We start from the raw sequence: 21,132 nt of genomic DNA, 5'->3' as shown, positions 1-21,132 counted from the left end.
CGGGGTCAGAAGACGAAGGAACCGATGCGGATGTCGCCGAGGTCCACCGGGGCGCCCAGGCGGCCGTCGCCGACGCCGGGGTACAGGGTCAGGGCGTCGACGCCGTCCTGGTAGAGGTCGCCCGGGGTGTGCGCCACCAGGTCGGGGCGGCCGTCACCGGTGATGTCGCCGAGACCCGCCAGCTCTTGGTGGGTGTTCCAGCCGCCGGTGCCGATGAGCTTGCGCGTGGTGAACCAGCCGCGGCCGTTGCCGGGGTAGAGCCAGAGCTTGCCCGACGTGTCGCGGGCCACCAGGTCGGCCTTCCGGTCGGAGTTCATGTCCCCGGCGCCGACGAGCTCGTTCATGGCCCCCCAGCCGCCGCCGACCTTCTTGCGCGGGCTGAACCAGCCCTTGCCGTTGCCCGGGTACGTCCACAGGACACCGTCGGCGTCGGTGGCGAGAAGGTCGCCCTTGCCGTCACCGGTCAGGTCACCGACCGCTGCCAGGTCTCGCAGCGAGTTCCAGCCGCCGCCGACCAGACGGCGGGGCTTGAAGGCGCCCTTGCCGTCGCCGGGGTAGAGCCAGAGCGCGCCGTTCCGGTCGCGGGCGTAGACGTCCTCGTGGCCGTCGCCGTCCTGGTCGCCGTGGCGGACCAGCTTCGTCATGGCGTTCCAGCCGCTGCCCACGAGCGAACTGGGCTCCAGGCTCTTCCGGTGGTGGGCGGACCACAGCTGTCCGAAGGGGTTGCGAGCGAGGACGTCGGCGAATGCGTCGCGGTCGATGTCGCCGAAGGAGCCCGAGGCGGGCACCGTGTTCCGGGACTCCAGGGCCTCGTAGGCGAAGATCGGGTAGCGGCTCTCCCCGATGCACATGTCGTCCGCCGCGGGGCCGGTCTCCAGGGAGCTCACGACCCTGTCGAGTTCGGGGTACTCGCTCTCGTCGAAGGACCCCGAGTTGTACAACCAGCGGGATCCCTGGGGGTCGAGTCCGGGCTCGGGGTAGAAGCACACGGCGGTGACGTCCCACCGGTTGTTGACGAAGGACCGGATGCGGTTGTCCCAGGCCCCCAGCGACAGTATCGCCCCCTTGACGATCATCATGTCGCCCTCGTACAGGGGCTGGTCGAAGACGCACACCTCGCCCTCCGGGCAACGGGCAGCGCCGGTCTCCGCCGAAGCGGGCGAGGAGAGCGCGGTCGCGGACAGGCCGAGAGCCAGGCCCGCCGTGAGCGCTCCGCGAAGAAGGCGCGCCGAAGAGGAAGGACGCACGGAAACCCCCAGGTATGGACGCACGAACCCCCCAGGCAAGTGCGTACGAAACGGTGGGCGGATCTTATAGACGCGCCCACCGCTCGGTACGCAGGGGGTTCAGGAGTCCGTCACCTGCCCAGGTACTTCGGCTTCTCCTTGGCGATGAAGGCGCGGACGGCGATCGTGTGGTCCTCCGAGGCGCCCGCGAGGGACTGGAGTTCGTCCTCCTTCTCCAGGGCCTCGGCGAGGGAGTGGTCCGCGCCGTAGGCCAGGGACTCCTTCAGGGCCGCGTAGGCCACCGTGGGGCCCTCCGCGAGGGCGCGGGCGACCTTCGTGGCCTCGGCGGTGAGGTCGGCGGCCGGGACCAGGCGGTTCACGATGCCGAGCTCGTACGCCTCCTGGGCGGTGATCGAGCGCGGGAAGAGCAGCAGGTCCGACGCCCGGCTCGCGCCGATCAGCCGGGGCAGCGTCCAGGACATGCCCGAGTCCGAGGTGAGCGCGACGCCCGCGAAGGACGTGTTGAACGCGGCCGTGTCCGCGACGACCCGGTAGTCCGCCGCCAGCGCGAAGCCGAAGCCCGCCCCCGCCGCGACGCCGTTCACGCCCGCCACGACCGGCTTCCGCATGCCGGTGAGCGCCCTGACGATCGGGTTGTAGTGGTCCCGGACCGTGTTCATGGTGTCGCGCGTGCCGGACTCCTTGTCCGCCATCAGCAGACCCACGTGCTCCTTGAGGTCCTGGCCGACGCAGAACGCCCGGTCGCCCGCCGCCGTGAGCAGGACGGCCCGTACGGCGGTGTCCGCCGCGGCCGTTTCCACGGCGTCCCGGAGGGCGACCTTCGCCGCCACGTTCATCGCGTTCATGGCCTCGGGCCGGTTGAGCGTGATGGTGGCGAGCCCGTCGCTCACCTCGTACAGCACCGTGTCGGCCATGGGGTTCCCTTCGCCTCTTTGCGTGGTTGACCTGCTCAGCATGGCGGAGATCACCCGCACCGCACATGTGAGCTGCGTCAAACAATTCCGGCCGTCGAGGCGATCCGGGGCGGCGCAGTATCGCAGCCCGATCGCCGAAATGTGGGGTTTTGCGAGAGCGCGTTGCGCAAGCGATGCAGATCGATGTTGGTCATCGGGTCCTGCGATGCGGGATAATGACCTGGAAGCAATGTGTTCGAAGCCGGTGAAGCGTGCTCCGCATCAAAGAGCTGCCCGGCTGACGATGAGCTGGTTTCAGGAAGGGGAACAAGCATGGCGGCCATGAAGCCGCGGACGGGTGACGGCCCGCTCGAGGTGACCAAGGAGGGGCGGGGCATCGTCATGCGCGTTCCGCTCGAAGGCGGCGGTCGGCTTGTCGTCGAGCTGACCCCGGGTGAGGCCGAGGCGCTGGGCGACGCCCTGAAGAAGGTCGTCGGCTGACCTGACCCTCGACGATTCCTCGCCACTGCCCCGGGACGGTTTCACCGTGCCGGGGCAGCGGTGTGTCCGGGGGCGGGCGCCAGGGCCCTGAGGAGATGCCGGGCGTCAGGGGACGCGCGTCGGCGGATGCGAGGCGTCAGCCCCGGCGTACGGCGCAGAGCAGGCCGTCGCCCACCGGCAGCAGCGAGGGCAGCAGCTCCTGGCTCTCCCGCACCGTGCGCAGCAGCTCGCGGACCCGCAGGACCTCCGCCGGCTGGGCCGCCGAGTCGACCGTACGGCCGTCCGCGAAGACGCCCTCGAAGCAGACGAGACCGCCAGGTCGGAGCAGGCGCAACGATTCAGCGAGGTAGTCCAGGTACTCCAGACGGTCCCCGTCGCAGAAGACGAGGTCGTATCCGCCGTCCGCGAGACGCGGCAGGACGTCGAGGGCGCGGCCGGGGATGAACCGGGCCCGGTTGCCGGCGAAGCCCGCCGCGCGGAACGCCGTCTTCGCGAACTGCTGGCGCTCCGGCTGGAGGTCCACCGTGGTCAGGACACCGTCGGGCCGCATCCCGAGCAGCAGGTAGATGCCCGACACGCCCGTGCCGGTACCGATCTCCGCCACCGCCTTGGCGTCCGCCGTGGCCGCGAGCAGGCGCAGCGCGCCACCGGTGCCGGGCGACACCGAGGGCAGCCCTGCCTCCCGGGCCCGGTCCCGGGCCCAGCGCAGAGCTTCGTCCTCGGCGACAAAGGCGTCGGCGAACGACCAGCTCGTCTGCCGGTTGGCGGTAATGGCCCTCTCCTGTCCCCGTAGTTGACGCAACGGTGACTGTATCCGCTGTCAGCGGGAACCCGCAGATGGGACCGCGCGTTCACTGGAGGCAGGACGCGCCCGGCGGCAGTCGGGCGAGCCGGTTCCAAATTCGCGTAAAGATTCTTATCCGGAGCTAACGGGCGAGGTGGCTATGGTAGGGGCTCCACTGGACACCACCAGAGCCGACAGGGGAGGTGCGGCTGCGCCTGTGGATCGGGGAGGAGTGCTTCGGCGTCTTCTCAGGTCGGCGGGTGAGCCGAAATCCGTGACCGACACCGCTGACCGAATCCGCACCACCGACTCCGCTCCCACCACCGCGACCTTCGCATCGGATGCGGAATCGCAGGCGTGGACTCCGCCCACCTGGGAGGAGATCGTCAGCACGCACAGTGGCCGGGTCTACCGCCTCGCCTACCGCCTCACCGGCAACCAGCACGACGCCGAGGACCTCACCCAGGAGGTCTTCGTCCGCGTTTTCCGCTCGCTGTCGACGTACACGCCGGGCACCTTCGAGGGCTGGCTCCACCGCATCACCACCAATCTCTTCCTCGACATGGTCCGTCGCAAGCAGCGCATCCGTTTCGACGCGCTCGCCGACGACGCCGCCGAGCGGCTGCCCAGCCGTGAGCCGTCGCCGCAGCAGGTGTTCAACGACACCCACTTCGACGCCGACGTCCAGCAGGCCCTCGACACCCTCGCGCCCGAGTTCCGCGCCGCGGTCGTCCTCTGCGACATCGAAGGACTGTCGTACGAGGAGATCGCCGCGACCCTCGGCGTGAAGCTCGGCACCGTCCGCAGCCGGATCCACCGCGGGCGCTCCCACCTGCGCAAGGCGCTCAAGCACCGCTCGCCCGAGGCCCGGGCGGAGCGTGCGCTCGCCTCCGTCGGATGGGAGGCAGGGACAGCGTGAGCGGCACACGTCCCTCGTCGCCGACCCCCGCGGAACACCACCTCGGGGACCGGCTCGCCGCGCTCGTCGACGGCGAGCTCGGCCACGACGCCCGGGAGCGGGTGCTCGCGCACCTCGCGACCTGCGCGCGCTGCAAGGCCGAGGCCGACGCCCAGCGCACCGTCAAGAGCGTCTTCGCCTCCGCGGCGCCCCCGCCGCCCTCGGAGGGCTTCCTCGCCCGGCTCCAGGGGCTCCCCGGGGGACCAGGTGACCCCTCGGGCGGCTCCGGCGGGCCCGGAGCACCGCGAGGGCCCCTGGAGGAGCTGCTCGGCTCGGCGGCGCTGAAGTCCGACGGCTTCGCCACCGCCGCGGTCGTCACCCCGGGCTCCCCGCACCACGGCACCGGCTTCCGGATCCACGAGGTCGGCGACCGCACCTCCGGCACGTCCGGGCGCGGCCGGCGCTTCGCCTTCGCGGCGGCCAGCGCGGTCTCGTTCGCCGCGATCGCCCTCGGCGGCACCATGCCGATGGAGACCTCCGTGAGCGCGAGCGGACGCGGCGGACAGGGCACGGGCAGCGCGGTCACCCCGCTGCGCACCACGGCCACGGGCGGCGCCCCGGGTACGGGTGCCGTGCGCGGTACGCGCTCCGGGGAACGGACGGGCGCCCAGTCCGTCGCCGAGGAGCCGCTCACCCCGCTCACGCCCCTCGTGGCGCGTACGGACGGCCGGGCTCCCGCGGGCACCGTCCCCTCGGGTGCGGTTCCGCCGGACGCGGTGCGCTCCGGCGCGGCTCCGCTGGTGGCGGTGCGCCTCCAGAACCAGGCCACGCAGTCGTTCTTCGCCCTCTCGCCGTTCATACGCCCGACGGGCCCGGCCCTCGATCTGGCCTTCGCCCCCGGTCCCAGCCCGGCGGCGAGCCCGACGAACGCACCGCTCGGCTCCCACCGCTGACCCGCGACCTGGTTGAATCCAGGGACAGGGGCGCCCGAGCGGGGGCGCGGACGGGTCAGCGGTTGCGGGGAGAGCATGAACGACGGGAAGCCGAACTGGTGGAGCCGGCCTTCGACGGCACCGGAGGCGGCGCGGATACCCTCGCCGCCTCCGACCGACGGCGGTGACGACGGTGACGACGGTGACGGTGACTTCCCCCTGCCCGCGCCCCAGCCGCCGGTCGAGGCGGAGACCGAGGCCGTGGTCGTGGCCGAGGACGGGACCCGGGCCGGGGCCGAGGACGGGACCCGGGCCGGGGCCGAGGACGGGACCGCGGAGATCTCCGTCGTGTCCCAGCCCGAGCCCGAGCCCGAGCCCGAGCAACAGCCCGAGCCGGCACCCACCGTGCTGCTGACGAAGGACGAGCCGGCGGACGCTCCGGTGGCCGACGCCCCGGTGGCGGCCGCCCAGCCCGCCCCCCAGCCCCTGCACGCGCCCGACGAGTACCGGACGCCGCCCTACGGCGAGCCCGGCCCGTGGGCGCCCGCGCCGCCCGTGCAGCACCCGGCGGCCCCCGCGCCGCCGCAGGGCCCCGTACCGCCGCAGGCACAGGCCCCCGTGGCCCCCGTACCGCCTCAGCAGGCCGCCGTGCCCCCCGTACCGCCGCAGCAGGGCGGGACCGCCCCGTGGATGCAGTACGACCCCTGGGGCGGGGCCGTCGGCGGCGTAGGGGTCCTGCCGCCGCCCGCGAAGAAGTCCCGGAAGGGCCTCGCGCTCGCCGGGGCGCTGGTCTTCGCCCTCGTCACCGGCGTCATCGGCGGCGGCATCGGCGCCTACGTCGAGCGGAACGCCGGGCTCACCACCGTCGAGCTGCCCCAGGCCGATTCCGGGGACACCGACCGCGCCCCCGAGAGCGTGGCCGGGATCGCCGCCAGCGCGCTGCCCGGCGTCGTCACCCTGCACGTCAGCGGCGGCGGCTCCTCCGGCACCGGCACCGGCTTCGTCCTGGACACCAAGGGCCACATCCTCACCAACAACCACGTGGTCGACGCGGCCGAGTCCTCCGGGGACATCACCGTGACCTTCTCCAGCGGCGAGACCGCCCGCGCGAAGATCGTCGGCAAGGACACCGGCTACGACCTCGCCGTCGTCCAGGTCACCGGCGTCTCCGGCCTCAAGCCGCTGCCCCTCGGCAACTCCGACAACGTCCGCGTCGGCGACCCCGTCGTCGCCATCGGCGCCCCCTTCGACCTCTCCAACACCGTGACCTCCGGGATCATCAGCGCCAAGGAGCGCCCGATCACCGCCGGCGGCGAGAAGGGCGACGGCACCGACATCAGCTACGTCGACGCCCTCCAGACCGACGCCCCGATCAACCCCGGCAACTCCGGCGGACCGCTGCTCGACTCCAAGGCCCGGGTCATCGGCATCAACAGCGCGATCCGCTCCACCGGCGGTTCCGGCGACGGCGACGGAGGCGGCGCCGGCCAGCCCGGCTCCATCGGCCTCGGCTTCGCCATACCGATCAACCAGGGCAAGCGCGTCGCCGAGGAGCTCATCAACACCGGCAAGGCCACCCACCCCGTCATCGGTGTGAGCCTCGACATGCAGTTCAACGGCGACGGCGCCCGGGTCGGCGAGAAGGGCAAGGACGGCGCCGCCTCCGTCACCCCCGGTGGCCCGGCCGCCGCTGCGGGGCTCCGCCCCGGCGACGTCATCACCAAGGTCGACGGCCAGCGGGTGCACAACGGCGAGGAGTTGATCGTGAAGATCCGCGCCCACCGCCCCGGCGACAAACTGCGGCTCACCCTCACCCGCGGCGGCAAGGAACTGACGAAGACGCTGACACTTGGATCGTCGCAGGGCACATGAGTGCCATGTGGTGGACACCGGGAGGTACCCGTCCGACAGTTTCGGCGGGTACCGTGGACCGGGCCCTGGACCGGCGTGAAGGAGCTACTAGGTGTTCAGCGACATAGGCGCACTCGAGCTGGTGGCCCTCGTGGTCCTCGCCGTGCTCGTCTTCGGGCCTGACAAGCTCCCGAAGGTCATCCAGGACGTCTCGCGCTTCATCAAGAAGGTCCGTGACTTCTCGGACAGCGCGAAGGAGGACATCCGCAGCGAGCTGGGGCCGGAGTTCAAGGACTTCGAGTTCGAGGACCTCAACCCGAAGACGTTCCTCCGCAAGCAGATGGAGGGGAACGACGACCTCAAGGAGCTCAAGGAGCTGCGCGGCTCGTTCGACCTCAAGAAGGAGATGAACGACGTCGCCGACGCGGTCCACGGCCGTGAGCCGCAGCCCTCGGCGGTCAACGGTTCCGCCGGCGCGGGCACGCCCGACCTCCTCAAGAAGCAGGACAAGCCGGACAACAACGAGCGTCCGCCGTACGACTCCGACGCGACCTGACGACGGGCTGTCACCGACCCGACGCGTCCCGGTGGCTATCCTCCCTCTGTTGACGGAACGAGGAGGCGGCCGAGATGGAGACCACCAGTCGGGTGGAGGGCGTACCGACGGCCCGGCGTACGCCCGAGGGCTATCTGCGCGCGCCCTTCGCCTGGTACGGCCTCGACGAGGCCTTCACCGGGCCGCGCTGGCTGATGCAGGTCGGCACGGCGGCGGACGGCAGTGTGCAGCACGGTTCGACGGGGCACGGTGACGAGCCGTCCATAAAGTCGGACGCGCGGGCCGCGGAGAAGGAGCGTTTCGCCGTCGTGGTGACGGTCGCGGCGAGCCCGGTCCGGCGGACCGGCGACGGCACGGGCGTCCTCGACGCCACGACGGTCTCGTCCGCGGCCTGGCTGGCCGGCTCGGGGCTCCTGGTCCACACCTGGCCCGCGTCGCTCGACCACGGGCTGCGCGACAACTGGCTGGACCAGCAGACGGAGACGGCCTTCGAGCTCGCCGACGACCTCGACGGGCCCGCCTGGTCGACGCTCTCGCTCCCCGTGGACGGGGTGCCGATGCCCTTCCACTACCGCGAGTCCGAGTTCGGCTGGGTGCTCGCCGGGTCGGCCGCGGGGGTGCACCTCGGGGCGTACGGGCGGGGGATGAGCGCGTACGGGCTGGGGTTCTCGCAGATCCCCGACCTGGAGGCGTACGCCTAGGAACGGCGAAAGGGGCACCCCACGAGGGGTGCCCCTTTTCCGATGCTCAGAACTTGTTGCGGGGCGTGATGCCCAGGCTCATGCCCGACAGGCCGCGCTGACGGCCGCCCAGCTTGCCGGCGATCGCGCGCAGCGCCGCGCCCGCCGGGGAGTCCGGGTCGGAGAGGACGACGGGCTTGCCCTCGTCGCCGCCCTCGCGCAGCCGCACGTCGATCGGGATCGAGCCGAGGACCGGGACGTTCGTGCCCGTCGTCTGCGTCAGGCCGTCCGCGACCCGCTGGCCGCCGCCCGTGCCGAACACGTCGACGATCTCGTCGCAGTGCGGACACGGCAGGCCCGCCATGTTCTCGACGACGCCGACGATCTTCTGGTGCGTCTGCACGGCGATCGAGCCGGCCCGCTCGGCGACCTCGGCCGCCGCCTGCTGCGGGGTGGTGACGACGAGGATCTCCGCGTTCGGGACGAGCTGCGCGACCGAGATCGCGATGTCGCCGGTACCCGGGGGCAGGTCGAGCAGGAGGACGTCCAGGTCGCCCCAGTACACGTCCGCGAGGAACTGCTGGAGCGCGCGGTGCAGCATGGGGCCGCGCCACACCACCGGGGCGTTGCCCGGGGTGAACATGCCGATGGAGATGACCTTCACGCCGTTCGCCGACGGCGGCATGATCATGTTCTCGACCTGGGTCGGACGGCCGTCCGCGCCCAGCATCCGCGGCACGCTGTGGCCGTAGATGTCGGCGTCGACGACACCGACCTTCAGACCGTCCGCGGCCATCGCCGCGGCCAGGTTCACGGTCACGGAGGACTTGCCTACGCCGCCCTTGCCGGAGGCGACCGCGTACACCCGGGTCAGCGAGCCCGGCTTCGCGAACGGCACCTCGCGCTCCGCGCCCGTCCCGCGCAGCGCCGCGGCCAGCTCCTTGCGCTGCTCGTCGCTCATCACGTCGAGCGTGACGTCGACGGCGGTGACGCCCTCGACGCGGGAGACGGCCTCGGTCACGCGCTGCGTGATCGTGTCGCGCATCGGGCAGCCGGAGACGGTCAGGTAGACCGTGACGGCGACCCTGCCGTCCGGTTCGATCTCCACCGACTTGACCATGCCGAGCTCAGTGATGGGCTTGTTGATCTCGGGGTCGTTCACCGTCGCCAGTGCTTCGAGCACCGCGTCTTCCATAGCCATACCGACGATGGTACGGCGCCGACCACCGGCGCATGAAAGGGCTGTCAACGGTCGGGTACGTCACTTCCGTGACCTTCGCCGGACGGGAATAGATCCCGGCGCTCCTCCAGCTCCCTGATCAGGTCCTGGAGCTCCGAGCGGATCCAGTCGCGCGTCGCGACCTCGCCGAGGCCCATGCGGAGCGCCGCGATCTCCCGGGTCAGGTATTCGGTGTCCGCGATCGACCGCTCGTTCTGCTTCCGGTCCTGTTCCAGGTTGACCCGGTCCCGGTCGTCCTGCCGGTTCTGGGCGAGCAGGATCAGCGGGGCCGCGTACGAGGCCTGGAGGGACAGGGCGAGCGTCAGGAAGATGAACGGGTACTCGTCGAACCTCAGCGTCGCCGGGGCGAAGATGTTCCACACGACCCAGACGATGATCGTCAGGGTCATCCAGACGAGGAAGCGCCCGGTGCCCAGGAAGCGGGCGATCCGCTCGGACATCCGCCCGAAGGCCTCCGGGTCGTACTCCGGCAGGAACCTGGGCCGGCGCTCGCGCGGCAGGTCGAGCCGGATGCGGGCCACCATCGGCCGGTCCCGTTCCCGCTCCCGTTCCCTCTCCTGCCCCCGCTCAGCGGCCATGCCCGGTCCCCTCCTCGTGGAACTCCGTCTCCCGCCAGTCCTCCGGCAGCAGATGGTCGAGCACGTCGTCGACGGTGACCGCGCCGAGCAGCGAACCGCTCTCGTCCACGACGGGCGCGGCGACCATGTTGTACGCGGCGAGATAGCTGGTGACGGCGGGCAGCGGGGTGTCCGGGCCGAGCGGCGGCAGGTCGCTGTCGACGAGCGAACTGACCAGTGTGAACGGCGGGTCCCGCAGCAGCCGCTGGAAGTGCACGGTCCCGAGGTACTTCCCGGTCGGCGTCTCGTCCGGCGGCCGGCACACGTACACCTGCGCGGCGAGCGCCGGCGACAGGTCCTGCTGGCGCACCCGGGCGAGCGCGTCCGCGACCGTGGCGTCCGGCCGCAGCACGATCGGCTCGGTCGTCATCAGACCGCCTGCCGTGCGCTCCTCGTACGACAGGAGGCGGCGTACGTCGGCGGCGTCGTCCGGCTGCATCAGGGTCAGCAGCCGCTCCTGGTCCTCCTCGGGCAGCTCGGACAGCAGGTCGGCCGCGTCGTCCGGGTCCATCGCCTCCAGGACGTCGGCCGCGCGCTCCTCCTTCAGCTTGCCGAGGATCTCGATCTGGTCGTCCTCCGGCAGCTCTTCGAGGACGTCGGCGAGCCGGTCGTCGTCGAGGGCCGCGGCGACCTCGGCGCGCCGCTTGGGGGAGAGGTGGTGCAGGACGTTGGCCAGGTCGGCTGGGCGCAGCTTCTCGAAGGTGGCGACCAGGCTCTCCGCGCCCTGTCCCTCCTCCTCCAGGGAGAAGCCGGTGACGGCCGACCACTCGACGGTCAGCGTCTCGCCCTTGCGGCTCAGCACCCCGCCCTTGCCCTTGCGGACGAAGACCTTGTCGATCTCCCAGTCGCGGCGGGCGGGCAGCTGCTGGATGGCGACGTCGAGGACGGTGACCTCCTCGCCCTCCTGCCCGCCGGGCCCGACGAGCCGGACGCGCCGGTCGAGGAGCTCGCCGAGGACGAGCCGCTCGGTGGGGCGCCGCTCGAAGCGGCGCATGTTGACGACGCCGGTGGTGATGACCTGGCCGGACTCGACGCCGGTGATGCGGGTCATCGGGACGAAGACCCGGCGGCGGCTCAGCACCTCGACGACCATGCCGAGCAGCCGGGGCGGTCGGCGGCCGACGCGGAGCATCGCGACGAGGTCGCTGACCCGGCCGACCTGGTCGCCGACGGGGTCGAAGACGGGGACTCCCGCGAGATGGGAGACGAAGATCCGGGGGGCGCCTGCCGCCATGCCACGCGCCTCCTCGGTGCCGCACGATTCGAGTCGTGGCAAGAACTTTGCCGGTGATTGCAGAGCTTTGCCTGGTTCAGGCTAGCCCGTGACGTTCCGCCCCGCTCCGGCAAGGACTCCGTACGGCTGCCTGCGGGGCGCGTCACCCGGCCCGGGTACGCTGCGGTCTGCCGTCCCCCCACTCGGCCCCGGCACCGGACCCGGTCATTCCACCGGTCCGGCCCACGGCCTCCGGCGGCGCCCCGTACGGGCCACGGCCCGGCGTACTCCCCCACGACACGAGAGGCAGCGCAGATGGCCGTTCGTACCCCGTCATCGCGTATCCGCAGGGCCGTCGTGCCCCTGGCGCTCTGCGCCGGGCTGACAGCCGGACTCACCGCCTGCGGCGCCGATCCGGACGAGGGGACCAACGGGGTCGGGAAGCTCTCCGCGCCCGAGATCGAGCGGAAGGCGCAGTCGGCGGCGGACACGGCGAAGGCGGTACGGCTCGCGGGCACGCTCGTCAGCAAGGGCGGCACCTTCAAGCTCAACATGCGGCTCAAGCAGGACGGCGCCGCCGGCTCGGTGACGACGAAGAACAGCACCTTCGAGCTGCTGCGGGTCGGCGACGCGCTCTATCTGAAGGCGGACGCGGGCTTCTGGGCGCACGACGACAAGGCGACCGAGGAGCCCACCGAGGCGGACACCGAGGCCGCCGACAAGCTCGACGACATGTACGTGAAGGTGCCGCAGGGCGACCCCTCGTACAAGCAGTTCCGCGGCTTCACCGACATGGACGTGCTCCTCGCCGGGCTGATCGGCCTGCACGGGGAGAAGGTCAAGGGCGACCGCGACCAGATCGGCGGGGTCCGCACGATCAAGGTCAAGGGCGGCGCGGAGGGCGAGGGCGGCACGCTCGACGTGGCCCTGGAGGGCTTCCCCTACCCGCTCCAGTTCGCGCGGGGCGGGGGAGCGGGCGTCGTGGTGCTCTCCGAGTGGAACAAGGACTTCCCGCTCGCGGAGCCGTCGAAGGAAGAGACCCTCGACTACGGCAAGCAGCTGCCGCGAAGGTAGCTACCGGTTCCTGCGGCGCTTCCCGAACAGCAGCTTCGGGAGCGCGGCCGGCACCGGCCGGCGGGTCGTGGCCTCCGAGGGCAGCGGTACGGCCGCCAGGGAGCCGTCCGGCAGCTCCGTCGTCGAGGAGCGGGGGTCGAGCCGCAGCACGCGGCACTCGCGCGCCCAGCGCCCCGGCATGGCCTCGCCGTCCGAGGCGTTGAGCCGCTTGCCCTTCAGCTCGGCGACCGCGGCCTCCCACTCGTCCGTGCCGGGGGAGAGCTCGCGTACCGCGGCCGTCCAGGAGACGAGCCGCCCGCCCTTGTCCTTGCTGCGGACCGTGACCTCGGCCGTCCCGCCGTCCGCGAGGCCCGGCAGGGGCTGCTCGCCGGGACCGTCGCCGACGACGTGCGCGGCGCCGTCGTGCCAGACGTGCCAGAGCGCGCGGGCGGGACCGGTCCCGCGCACCCAGACGAGGCCGGACTTCTTGGTGGCCTCCTCGACGAGGGCGGACCCGGGCAGCTCTTCAGTCATGGCCCGAAGCTTAGGGGACGTCCTGTCGGTCAGGCCGGGCTCGCGCCCTGCCTTCGTCCTCAGAGCCAGCCGTTGCGCTTGAGCATGCGGTGGATGCTGAAGCAGGCGGCGATGATGCCGGTGAGCACCATCGGGTAGCCGTACCGCCAGTGCAGCTCGGGCATGTGGTCGAAGTTCATGCCGTAGACGCCGCAGACCGCCGTGGGGACGGCGATGATCGCCGCCCACGAGGTGATCTTGCGCATGTCCTCGTTCTGCGCGACGGTCGCCTGCGCCAGGTTGGCCTGGAGGATCGAGTTGAGGAGCTCGTCGAAGCCGACGACCTGCTCCTGGACCCGGGCGAGGTGGTCGGCGACGTCCCGGAAGTACTTCTGGATGTCGGGGTCGACGAGCCGCATCGGGCGCTCGCTGAGCAGTGTCAGGGGGCGCAGGAGCGGGGTGACGGCCCGCTTGAACTCCAGTACCTCGCGCTTGAGCTGGTAGATCCGGCCGGTGTCCGTGCCGCGCGTGGAGCCCTTCGCGGTGGGCGAGAAGACGTCGATCTCCAGCTGGTCGATGTCCAGTTCGACGGCGTCGGCCACCGCGATGTAGCCGTCGACGACGTGGTCGGCGATGGCGTGCAGCACGGCCGAGGGGCCCTTGGCGAGGAGTTCGGGCTCGCCCTGGAGGCGGTGGCGGAGGTTGCGCAGGGAGCCCTGGCCGCCGTGCCGGACGGTGATGACGAAGTCGGGGCCGGTGAAGCACATGACCTCGCCGGTCTCGACGACCTCGCTGGTCGCGGTGAGCTCGGCGTGCTCGACGTAGTGGATCGTCTTGAAGACGGTGAAGAGGGTGTCGTCGTACCGCTCCAGCTTGGGTCGCTGGTGGGCGTGGACGGCGTCCTCGACGGCGAGCGGGTGCAGCCCGAACTCGGCGGCGATACCGGCGAATTCGGCCTCGGTCGGCTCGTGGAGCCCGATCCAGGCGAAGCCGCCGCTCTCCCGCACCTGGCTCATCGCGCCGCGGGGCGTGAGGCAGTCGCGGTCGTCGACCCGGCGCCCGTCGCGGTAGACGGCGCAGTCGACGACGGCGCTGGAGGCCGAGTGGTCGCGGGTGGGGTCGTACGAGGTGTACGTGGTGGGGGTCTTGCGCAGGGTGTGCCGCAGGCTCGGCCGGACGGCGGCGCGCAGGTCACGGATCATCGACATGGGCATGCTCCTCACGGAGAGGCCGTCGGTGCGATGCGTGGCACAGCCCGGAATGGGGACGTGGAGCTACGTCGTCCACAAAGCGGGCGGCACCGGGGAATCGCGGCGGCGGCGTTCGCTACAGACAGGCAAAGGCGAAATGCTCTTCCGTCGTGCGAGATGCCGGATGCCCGGTGCCGGAGAAGGCCGGTCCCGTACGGGACCTGGGATCACCGGAGAGTGAGACGCACCGGGCTCGGGTGCGGGGCGGAAGAGCGACTGGTACTGCCCGACCGACTTCGGTCCATCGCAGCCCCACCTCCTCCGGCCGGTCCCCCGTGGGGGATGACGTGTGACGAGTAATCAGGAGTTCGTGACTCCCGACCAGCGGCCAAGACTATCAGCCGACAGAGGGTCAATCCCTGACTTTGCCCGTTCCGTACGCGCTTTATGCTCAGCTCATGGGAGAAGTTCTTGCTCTGGTCGAGGCCCGGCTGCGGACGGCGCTCGGTGAACCGGACGCGCGGGCCGCGGTGACGTTCCTCGGCACCGACCGGATCGAGGTGCTCCGCTTCGTCGACGGCGACCTCGTGCGGTACGCGACCCTCGGGATGTCCGCCTCGCCGATGGCCGATCCGACCGCCGCCCTCGCGGACCCCGTGAAGGGCCCGCGCGCGGAGCTCGTCCTCACCGTGCGGGCCGGCCTCGCCGACACCGACAAGGTGCTGCGCCCGCTCGCCGTGCTCGCCGCCACCCCGCAGGTCGAGGGCCTCGTCGTGGCCCCCGGCGCCTCGCTCGACGTCGGCGAGCCCCTCTGGCCCGGCGCCGGCTTCAGCTCGGTCCTGGTCGCCGAGTCCGGCGGTCTGGTGGAGGACCTGGAGCTGGACGCGCCGCTCGACCCGGTCCGCTTCCTGCCGCTGCTCCCGATGACCTCGAACGAGGCGGCGTGGAAGCGGGTGCACGGGGCGCAGGCGCTGGAGGAGCGCTGGCTGGCCCGGGGGACGGATCTGCGCGATCCGCTGCGCAGGTCCGTGAGCCTGGACTGAGGGCCCGCCGGGGCCCGGATCGGGGGTCGGTTCGGTGGCGTGGCCGCGCACCCCGGGTGAACGGCCCGGGCCGGACGGGTGATCGTCGGCGGCCGTCCTTGACGCGGGGCCCGAGGGGTAGGACCGTTGAGCCCTATGAGGGGCGAACCCAGTTGTCCGAAGTGCGGTGGCAGGGTCAGAGCGCCCGGTCTCTTCGCCGACTCCTGGCAGTGTGACGTGCACGGCTCGGTGCACCCGCTCCAGCCCGTCATCCCCCCCAGCGTCGAGGCTCTCGGTGTCGTGGTGCACCGGTCCCAGGTGCCGGTGTGGATGCCGTGGCCCCTGCCCGTCGGCTGGCTCTTCACCGGTATCGCGTGCGCCGGCGACGATCGCAGCGGCGGCCGTGCGACGGCCGTCGCGTGCTCCGGTCCCGGCCCGCTCGGCGGGCTCGGCGAGCTGATCCTGGTCGCCGAGGAGCTCGGCGTCGGCCTCGGCGCGCGGTACGCCGGCATCGACGGCCTCGATCCCGGCTCCGGCATGGCCATCGAGAAGCCGCCCCAGACGAAGGTCCTCGCCGCCGGGCGTCCCACGCCGCTGTGGCACGTCACCGGCGCCCCGCAGGACCGGGCGGTCTTCGCGGGGGAGGCGCGCGGCCTCTGGCTCTGGGCGATCGTCTGGCCCGAGCAGTCCGGCCTCCTGATGTACGACGAGCTGGTCCTGACGGACCTCCGGGACGCGGGCGCCGAGGTCGAGCTCCTGCCGTGCGGCGCGCTCACCCCGAGGCTGCTGAAGTAACGGGCGACCGGGCGACCGGATCCGTACAGGACTGTTCGATTCGCCCGTTATGCTGAAGCGTCCCTCGTCCGTGTCGAGCCCCCGGAGTACCGCGTCGTGCGCATCGATCTGCACACCCACTCCACGGCGTCCGACGGCACGGACTCGCCGGCCGAACTCGTCAGGAACGCGGCCGCGGCCGGGCTCGACGTCGTCGCGCTGACGGACCACGACACCACCCGGGGCCACGCCGAGGCGATCGCCGCGCTGCCCGAGGGGCTGACCCTCGTCACCGGCGCCGAGCTGTCCTGCCGGCTCGACGGCGTCGGCCTGCACATGCTCGCCTACCTCTTCGATCCGGCGGAGCCCACGCTCCTCGCCGAGCGGGAGCTCGTCCGGGACGACCGCGTGCCGCGCGCCCGGGCCATGGTCGGCAAGCTCCAGGAGCTCGGCGTCCCCGTCACCTGGGACCAGGTCGCCCGGATCGCCGGCGACGGCTCCCTCGGCCGCCCGCACGTCGCCGAGGCACTCGTCGAGCTCGGGGTCGTACCGGACGTGTCCGGGGCCTTCACGCCCGACTGGCTCGCCGACGGCGGCCGCGCGTACGTCGGGAAGCACGAGCTGGATCCCGTCGAGGCGATCCGCCTGGTCAAGGCCGCCGGCGGGGTCACCGTCTTCGCGCACCCGCTCGCCGTCAAGCGCGGCGAGGTCGTGCCGGAGGCGGCGATAGCCCGGCTGGCCGACGCCGGACTCGACGGCATCGAGGTCGACCACATGGACCACGACGAGGCGACGCGCGCACGGCTGCGCGGGCTCGCGAAGGAGCTCGGGCTGCTCGCCACGGGCTCCAGCGACTACCACGGCAGCCGCAAGACCTGTCGCCTCGGCGACTGCACCACCGACCCCGAGATCTACGGCGAGATCATCCGCCGTGCCACAGGGGCCTTCGCGGTCCCCGGCACGGGGGGAGCCGTCTAGCCCCTGGGGGGCGGCCCGAGGCCCGAGGCGCGACGCCCGAGGCCCGACGCCCACGGCCCTTCGGCGGCCGTCCGGAGCGGACGGGACGGAGGGAGCCGCAGCGGCCGAACCGGCCGGGACGGACACCGCGATCCGCCGATCCGCACCCGTGCTCGTCCCGCGCGCGCAGGGCGGCAGGGAATCCTGCCGGTCTCCGTCGGCGGGACCGCACCCGTACGGCCCGCCCCCACCCGCATCCGTCCACGTCACCCCGCGCGGCTCCGCGCCGCGCGGGGGACGTACCCACGTCGGCCCGCTGGCGGAACTCCACATTCCGGCAGCGCGAGCCCACACCCCACCGTTCGACTCTCCCGCAAGGCACCCCACCGTGTTCGACGTCGCCGTCTTCGGCTCGCTGTTCCTGACCCTCTTCGTGATCATGGATCCCCCCGGGATCACGCCGATCTTCCTCGCCCTCACCTCCGGCCGCCCGGCCAAGGTCCAGCGCCGGATGGCCTGGCAGGCCGTCGCCGTGGCCTTCGGCGTCATCACCGTCTTCGGCATCCTGGGGCAGCAGATCCTCGCGTATCTGCACGTCTCCGTGCCCGCGCTGATGATCGCGGGCGGTCTGCTCCTGCTGCTCATCGCGCTCGACCTGCTCACCGGCAAGACCGACGAGCCGAAGCAGACCAAGGACGTGAACGTCGCCCTGGTGCCGCTCGGCATGCCGCTGCTCGCCGGGCCGGGTGCGATCGTCTCGGTCATCCTCGCGGTGCAGCACGCCGACAGCGCCGCCGCGCAGGTCTCCGTCTGGGCCGCCATCGTCGCCATGCACGTCGTGCTCTGGCTGACCATGCGCTACTCGCTGCTGATCATCCGGGTCATCAAGGACGGCGGCGTGGTCCTCGTGACCCGCCTCGCCGGCATGATGCTCTCCGCCATCGCGGTGCAGCAGATCATCAACGGCGTCACCCAGGTGATCCAGGGAGCTTGACCCTCAGAGGTGTCCTGCCGGCCTGGTGTCCAGGGCTCTGCAGTCCCGGCTCCGGACACCACTGCGCCCCCGTACGGATTCCGCTCTGCGAAGTCCGTGCGGGGGCGCGGTGCGTGGTGTGGACCTGACCTGTTACGAGGCCGAGGTCTCGGCGGGGCGGATCCAGATGCGCTGGCCGATCGCGGCGGCCTGCTGCACGATCCGATTGACGGAGGCGGCGTCCACGACCGTACGGTCGACGGGCGTTCCGTCGATGTCGTCGAGGCGCAGGATTTCGAAGCGCATGGGCTTCTCCCTTCGTCTGAGTTGATCCTCCTGAAGGAGAACTGGGTTACGTAGCTGTCCAACGAAGTGCATCCTGCAAACATTCCTTACGCTAAGGAAAATTTTCGGATGTCTAACTACCGGCGGGTAGGGGGGTGTGGCGGCACGGTCGCCGGCGGCGGAGAATGAGCCCCGTATGAACGACGCAGAGACCACCGACGCACCCACCGAAGCGCCCGCCGAAGCGAGCACGGACGCCGCCACCGAAGCGACCGCCGAAGCGAGCACGGACGCCGCCACCGAAGCCGACGCGCAGTCGCTCGACGCCCGCCTGAGCGCGCTCGACGCCCGCGTGGAGCGCACCAATGAGCTCCTCCAGCGGATGCTGGCCGAGGTAGCCAAAACCCCTTCCACCCACGCCATCTTCGTCGACGCAGGTTACGTCCATGCTGCGGCCGGGTTGCTGGTGACGGGCACCGAGGACCGGCGCTCCTTCGACCTCGACGCCGAGGGCCTGATCGAGGCCTTCATCGACAAGGCCCGCACGATCTTCGCGGACAGCAGACTGCTCCGCGTCTACTGGTACGACGGCGCCAGGCGCCGCATCCACACCCCCGAACAGCAGGCCATCGCCGAGCTCCCCGACGTCAAGGTGCGCCTCGGCAACCTCAACGCCAACAACCAGCAGAAGGGCGTCGACTCCCTGATCCGCACCGATCTGGAGTCCCTCGCCCGCCACCGCGCCATCAGCGACGCCGCCCTCGTCGGCGGCGACGAGGACCTCGTCTCGGCCGTCGAGGCGGCCCAGGGCTACGGCGCCCGCGTCCACCTCTGGGGCATCGAGGCCGCCGAGGGCCGCAACCAGGCCGAGGCGCTCCTCTGGGAGGTCGACAGCCAGCGCACCTTCGAGCTCGACTTCTGCCGCCCGTACGTCACCCGCCGCCCGGTCACGACGTACGAGAACGAGGGCGAGCCGCCGCCCTCCCGCGAGGAGGTCCGCTTCGTCGGCGCCCAGATCGCCGCGACCTGGCTCGCCGAGCGCGGCCGGGACCGGCTCGCCGAGCTCCTGCCCGGCGCGCCCTACCTCCCCGGGCCCGTCGACCAGGACCTGCTCGTCGAGGCGGAACGCCTGCTCAGCCGCTCCCTGCGCGGACACGCCGCCCTGCGGCGCGCCCTGCGGGACGGCTTCTGGCAGCACCTCAAGACGCAGTACTGACGGGCTCGCGGGGCTGCCGCGACCGACGGTCCTACGAGGCTGCCGCACCGGCCTCGCTGCCGGCGGCGACCCGCTCCCAGAAGCCGGTGAGCCGGTCCGCCAGCTCGCGCGGGTGCGACACGTTCGGAGAGTGACCCGCGCCCTCGACCACCGTGCGGTGCGCGCCGGTGCGGGCCGCCGCCGCGGCCAGCTCCGCCGGCGGCCAGACCATCTCGTCGGCCCCGTACGCGATGTGCAGCGGCATCCGCAGCCCACGCAGCTCCGGCGTGCCGTCCGGGTCGTTCAGGAGGAGCCGCCCGGCGCCCGCGAGCTGGGCGATCCGGGTCCGCATCCAGCGCCGCCGCAGGAAGCCCGCGAGGGCCGGAGCGTCGTCCGTGTCCGGTTCCTCGCCCCGGCTGTCCAGCCAGCACATCGCCTGCCAGACCCGCTCCTTCGGCAGCAGCGCCAGCGCGCCGCGCAGCACCCGGATCCGGATCCGCTGCGGTCGCGCGACCCGGCCGGGCCCCGAGGAGAGCAGGGTGAGCGAGCGGAAGGCGCCCGGCGCGAGCGTGGCCGCGGCGCGGGCCACGAGGCCGCCGAAGGAGTGGCCGAGCAGATGGACGGGTCCGTCGCCGAGGGCGGCGGCCTGAGCGACCGCGTCGAGCGCGAGCGGCCTGCGCCGGTAGGCGGCCCGGCCGCGGGGGCCCGGGGTCTCGTTCTGTCCCCGTCCGTCCACCGCCACGGCCCGGTAGCCGGCCTCGCTCAGCGGGCCGAGCAGCGCCAGGAAGTCCTCCTTGCTGCCGGTGTACCCGGGCAGCAGCAGCACCGTCCCGCGCCGCTCGCCCTCGGGTATCGCGTCGAGGACGGCGAAGTCGCCCCGCGCGGTCGTCAGGCGGCGGGCTCGGGTGCGGGGCGGCAGTGCGAGGGAACGGGGCTTGCTCATATCTGGACTGTAACGGCGTGAGCGGGGCCCGGCCCGGGGGCCTTGCCCCGACAGCCGTGCGGCCCGGTCCCTGGGGAGGGACCGGGCCGCACGGCTGTGTGACGGGGCGGGGATCAGCTCTCGGGCTGAGCCGCCGCCTTCTTCGTGGTGCGGCGACGCGGAGCCTTGGGGGCCTCCTCGACGGCCGGGGCGTCGACGGCCGGAGCCTCGGCGGCCGCGGCCTTCTTCGTCGTACGGCGACGCGTCGGCGTCTTCGGCTCCGAGGCGTCGGGCGCCTCGGCGGCGACCGCCTTCTTCGTGGCGCGGCGACGCGGAGCCTTCGGGGCCTCCTCGGCGACCGGAGCCTCGACGGCCTCGACGACGGCCTCGGCGGCCGCGGCCTTCTTGGTCGTACGGCGACGCGCGGGGGCCTTGGCGGCCTTGGGGGCTTCCTCGACGACCGGCTCGGCGGCCGGCTCGGCGACGGGGGCCTCGGCCACCGGCGTTTCGGCGGTGACCGGGGAGCCTGCGGGCCTGCGGGCGGTGCGGCGGGCGCGGGGGGCCTTGGGGGCTTCCTCGACGACCGGCTCGGCGACCGGGGCCTCGGCCACCGGTGCTTCGGCGGTCACCGGCGATCCGGCGGGCCTGCGGGCCGTGCGGCGGGCACGAGGGGCCTTGGGGGCCTCCTCGACGACCGGCTCGGCGACCGGCTCGGCGACGGGGGCCTCGGCCACCGGCGCCTCGGCGGTCACCGGCGATCCGGCGGGCCTGCGGGCCGTGCGGCGGGCACGAGGGGCCTTGGGGGCCTCCTCGACGACCGGCTCGGCGACCGGCTC

The 21,132-nt window shown here is 72.4% G+C and carries 22 protein-coding genes and 1 pseudogene; 12 read left to right on the top strand and 11 right to left on the bottom strand.

From position 1 onward, the window contains the following. Positions 1-5: 5 nt before the first annotated feature. A complete protein-coding gene (locus ACFC0G_RS36880) occupies positions 6-1,247 on the bottom strand; it encodes an FG-GAP-like repeat-containing protein (protein ID WP_376412602.1) in 1,242 nt (413 codons plus the stop codon). 110 nt (positions 1,248-1,357) lie between these two features. Then, entirely contained in the window at positions 1,358-2,161 is an 804-nt protein-coding gene (locus ACFC0G_RS36875) for an enoyl-CoA hydratase/isomerase family protein (RefSeq protein ID WP_376412599.1), read from the bottom strand. A 312-nt stretch (positions 2,162-2,473) separates the two neighbouring features. Between ACFC0G_RS36875 and ACFC0G_RS36870 the strand changes: the two genes are divergently transcribed. Next, positions 2,474-2,641 (top strand): DUF3117 domain-containing protein, encoded by a 168-nt coding sequence (locus ACFC0G_RS36870; RefSeq protein WP_017239934.1) that lies wholly within the window; start codon positions 2,474-2,476, stop codon positions 2,639-2,641. 136 nt (positions 2,642-2,777) lie between these two features. On the opposite strand, the gene ACFC0G_RS36865 is transcribed toward ACFC0G_RS36870, so the two are convergent. After that, positions 2,778-3,443, bottom strand: coding sequence for an O-methyltransferase (locus ACFC0G_RS36865; protein ID WP_024759307.1), 666 nt, complete (start codon positions 3,441-3,443; stop codon positions 2,778-2,780). Between the two features lie 142 nt (positions 3,444-3,585). On the opposite strand from ACFC0G_RS36865, the gene sigE reads away from it, so the two are divergent. From sigE to ACFC0G_RS36840, 5 genes are all read left to right on the top strand, one after another. Beyond that, on the top strand, positions 3,586-4,344 hold the full coding sequence (sigE, locus tag ACFC0G_RS36860; protein ID WP_125745465.1) for an RNA polymerase sigma factor SigE: 759 nt from the start codon (positions 3,586-3,588) through the stop codon (positions 4,342-4,344). Further along, the gene (locus ACFC0G_RS36855; RefSeq protein ID WP_376412593.1) at positions 4,341-5,276 is read left to right on the top strand and encodes an anti-sigma factor family protein; all 936 of its coding nucleotides are present in this window, start codon (positions 4,341-4,343) and stop codon (positions 5,274-5,276) included. Before sigE ends, ACFC0G_RS36855 begins: the two co-directional genes overlap by 4 nt. Before the next feature lie 75 nt (positions 5,277-5,351). Next, entirely contained in the window at positions 5,352-7,127 is a 1,776-nt protein-coding gene (locus ACFC0G_RS36850; RefSeq protein WP_376412590.1) for a S1C family serine protease, read from the top strand. Between the two features lie 91 nt (positions 7,128-7,218). Then, a complete protein-coding gene (locus tag ACFC0G_RS36845) occupies positions 7,219-7,662 on the top strand; it encodes a sec-independent translocase (protein ID WP_376412587.1) in 444 nt (147 codons plus the stop codon). 74 nt (positions 7,663-7,736) lie between these two features. Continuing rightward, positions 7,737-8,363: a hypothetical protein gene (locus tag ACFC0G_RS36840; RefSeq protein ID WP_376412584.1), complete on the top strand. Its 627-nt coding sequence runs from the start codon at positions 7,737-7,739 to the stop codon at positions 8,361-8,363. A 46-nt stretch (positions 8,364-8,409) separates the two neighbouring features. On the opposite strand, the gene ACFC0G_RS36835 is transcribed toward ACFC0G_RS36840, so the two are convergent. Genes ACFC0G_RS36835 through ACFC0G_RS36825 form a run of 3 tightly spaced genes read right to left on the bottom strand, consistent with a single transcriptional unit; the run spans position 8,410 to position 11,433 of the window. Next, positions 8,410-9,543, bottom strand: a complete 1,134-nt coding sequence (locus tag ACFC0G_RS36835) for an Mrp/NBP35 family ATP-binding protein (protein ID WP_376412581.1) — start codon at positions 9,541-9,543, stop codon at positions 8,410-8,412. Between the two features lie 44 nt (positions 9,544-9,587). After that, positions 9,588-10,160 carry a DUF1003 domain-containing protein gene (locus ACFC0G_RS36830; protein ID WP_376412579.1) on the bottom strand — a complete coding sequence of 191 codons (573 nt, stop codon included), beginning with the start codon at positions 10,158-10,160 and terminating at the stop codon, positions 9,588-9,590. Beyond that, the gene (locus ACFC0G_RS36825; protein ID WP_376412576.1) at positions 10,150-11,433 is read right to left on the bottom strand and encodes a magnesium transporter MgtE N-terminal domain-containing protein; all 1,284 of its coding nucleotides are present in this window, start codon (positions 11,431-11,433) and stop codon (positions 10,150-10,152) included. Before ACFC0G_RS36825 ends, ACFC0G_RS36830 begins: the two co-directional genes overlap by 11 nt. Positions 11,434-11,727: 294 nt before the next feature. Here ACFC0G_RS36825 and ACFC0G_RS36820 point away from each other — a divergent pair, with 294 nt between their 5' ends. After that, a complete protein-coding gene (locus ACFC0G_RS36820; RefSeq protein WP_376412573.1) occupies positions 11,728-12,486 on the top strand; it encodes a hypothetical protein in 759 nt (252 codons plus the stop codon). On the opposite strand, the gene ACFC0G_RS36815 is transcribed toward ACFC0G_RS36820, so the two are convergent. After that, positions 12,487-12,999, bottom strand: coding sequence for a hypothetical protein (locus ACFC0G_RS36815; RefSeq protein WP_376412570.1), 513 nt, complete (start codon positions 12,997-12,999; stop codon positions 12,487-12,489). A 59-nt stretch (positions 13,000-13,058) separates the two neighbouring features. Further along, complete coding sequence (locus ACFC0G_RS36810) at positions 13,059-14,186, bottom strand: magnesium and cobalt transport protein CorA (RefSeq protein WP_376412568.1); 1,128 nt, start codon at positions 14,184-14,186, stop codon at positions 13,059-13,061. Positions 14,187-14,626: 440 nt separating this feature from the next. Between ACFC0G_RS36810 and ACFC0G_RS36805 the strand changes: the two genes are divergently transcribed. From ACFC0G_RS36805 to ACFC0G_RS36790, 4 genes are all read left to right on the top strand, one after another. After that, positions 14,627-15,211, top strand: coding sequence for a suppressor of fused domain protein (locus ACFC0G_RS36805; protein WP_376412564.1), 585 nt, complete (start codon positions 14,627-14,629; stop codon positions 15,209-15,211). A 135-nt stretch (positions 15,212-15,346) separates the two neighbouring features. Beyond that, a complete protein-coding gene (locus ACFC0G_RS36800; RefSeq protein ID WP_376412561.1) occupies positions 15,347-15,985 on the top strand; it encodes a DUF6758 family protein in 639 nt (212 codons plus the stop codon). A gap of 96 nt (positions 15,986-16,081) precedes the next feature. Beyond that, the gene (locus tag ACFC0G_RS36795; protein ID WP_376412558.1) at positions 16,082-16,942 is read left to right on the top strand and encodes a PHP domain-containing protein; all 861 of its coding nucleotides are present in this window, start codon (positions 16,082-16,084) and stop codon (positions 16,940-16,942) included. Between the two features lie 367 nt (positions 16,943-17,309). Then, positions 17,310-17,915 carry a MarC family protein gene (locus ACFC0G_RS36790; RefSeq protein WP_351823479.1) on the top strand — a complete coding sequence of 202 codons (606 nt, stop codon included), beginning with the start codon at positions 17,310-17,312 and terminating at the stop codon, positions 17,913-17,915. Positions 17,916-18,047: 132 nt separating this feature from the next. On the opposite strand, the gene ACFC0G_RS36785 is transcribed toward ACFC0G_RS36790, so the two are convergent. Beyond that, on the bottom strand, positions 18,048-18,200 hold the full coding sequence (locus ACFC0G_RS36785) for a hypothetical protein (RefSeq protein ID WP_086823662.1): 153 nt from the start codon (positions 18,198-18,200) through the stop codon (positions 18,048-18,050). Positions 18,201-18,561: 361 nt separating this feature from the next. Between ACFC0G_RS36785 and ACFC0G_RS36780 the strand changes: the two genes are divergently transcribed. Beyond that, positions 18,562-19,395 carry an NYN domain-containing protein gene (locus ACFC0G_RS36780; protein ID WP_376412680.1) on the top strand — a complete coding sequence of 278 codons (834 nt, stop codon included), beginning with the start codon at positions 18,562-18,564 and terminating at the stop codon, positions 19,393-19,395. A 31-nt stretch (positions 19,396-19,426) separates the two neighbouring features. Here ACFC0G_RS36780 and ACFC0G_RS36775 read toward each other — a convergent pair whose 3' ends face one another. Both ACFC0G_RS36775 and ACFC0G_RS36770 read right to left on the bottom strand, forming a co-directional pair. Then, entirely contained in the window at positions 19,427-20,317 is an 891-nt protein-coding gene (locus ACFC0G_RS36775) for an alpha/beta fold hydrolase (RefSeq protein ID WP_376412553.1), read from the bottom strand. Between the two features lie 113 nt (positions 20,318-20,430). After that, positions 20,431-21,132, bottom strand: a pseudogene (locus ACFC0G_RS36770) (DEAD/DEAH box helicase); the annotation flags it as partial.

The sequence above is a fragment of the Streptomyces sp. NPDC056169 genome (assembly GCF_042268445.1).
Classification (GTDB): Bacteria; Actinomycetota; Actinomycetes; order Streptomycetales; family Streptomycetaceae; genus Streptomyces.
Note: the sequence above shows the minus strand (reverse complement) of the source record. Positions and strands in the feature narration are given on the sequence as shown.

Coding starts and splice junctions, on each gene's coding strand:
- ACFC0G_RS36875 (WP_376412599.1), bottom strand. CDS start 2,161: ATGGCCGACACGGTGCTGTACGAGGTGAGCGACGGGCTCGCCACCATC.
- ACFC0G_RS36870 (WP_017239934.1), top strand. CDS start 2,474: ATGGCGGCCATGAAGCCGCGGACGGGTGACGGCCCGCTCGAGGTGACC.
- sigE (WP_125745465.1), top strand. CDS start 3,586: ATGGTAGGGGCTCCACTGGACACCACCAGAGCCGACAGGGGAGGTGCG.
- ACFC0G_RS36850 (WP_376412590.1), top strand. CDS start 5,352: ATGAACGACGGGAAGCCGAACTGGTGGAGCCGGCCTTCGACGGCACCG.
- ACFC0G_RS36840 (WP_376412584.1), top strand. CDS start 7,737: ATGGAGACCACCAGTCGGGTGGAGGGCGTACCGACGGCCCGGCGTACG.
- ACFC0G_RS36835 (WP_376412581.1), bottom strand. CDS start 9,543: ATGGCTATGGAAGACGCGGTGCTCGAAGCACTGGCGACGGTGAACGAC.
- ACFC0G_RS36830 (WP_376412579.1), bottom strand. CDS start 10,160: ATGGCCGCTGAGCGGGGGCAGGAGAGGGAACGGGAGCGGGAACGGGAC.
- ACFC0G_RS36825 (WP_376412576.1), bottom strand. CDS start 11,433: ATGGCGGCAGGCGCCCCCCGGATCTTCGTCTCCCATCTCGCGGGAGTC.
- ACFC0G_RS36820 (WP_376412573.1), top strand. CDS start 11,728: ATGGCCGTTCGTACCCCGTCATCGCGTATCCGCAGGGCCGTCGTGCCC.
- ACFC0G_RS36815 (WP_376412570.1), bottom strand. CDS start 12,999: ATGACTGAAGAGCTGCCCGGGTCCGCCCTCGTCGAGGAGGCCACCAAG.
- ACFC0G_RS36810 (WP_376412568.1), bottom strand. CDS start 14,186: ATGTCGATGATCCGTGACCTGCGCGCCGCCGTCCGGCCGAGCCTGCGG.
- ACFC0G_RS36805 (WP_376412564.1), top strand. CDS start 14,627: ATGGGAGAAGTTCTTGCTCTGGTCGAGGCCCGGCTGCGGACGGCGCTC.
- ACFC0G_RS36800 (WP_376412561.1), top strand. CDS start 15,347: ATGAGGGGCGAACCCAGTTGTCCGAAGTGCGGTGGCAGGGTCAGAGCG.
- ACFC0G_RS36785 (WP_086823662.1), bottom strand. CDS start 18,200: ATGCGCTTCGAAATCCTGCGCCTCGACGACATCGACGGAACGCCCGTC.
- ACFC0G_RS36780 (WP_376412680.1), top strand. CDS start 18,562: ATGCTGGCCGAGGTAGCCAAAACCCCTTCCACCCACGCCATCTTCGTC.
- ACFC0G_RS36775 (WP_376412553.1), bottom strand. CDS start 20,317: ATGAGCAAGCCCCGTTCCCTCGCACTGCCGCCCCGCACCCGAGCCCGC.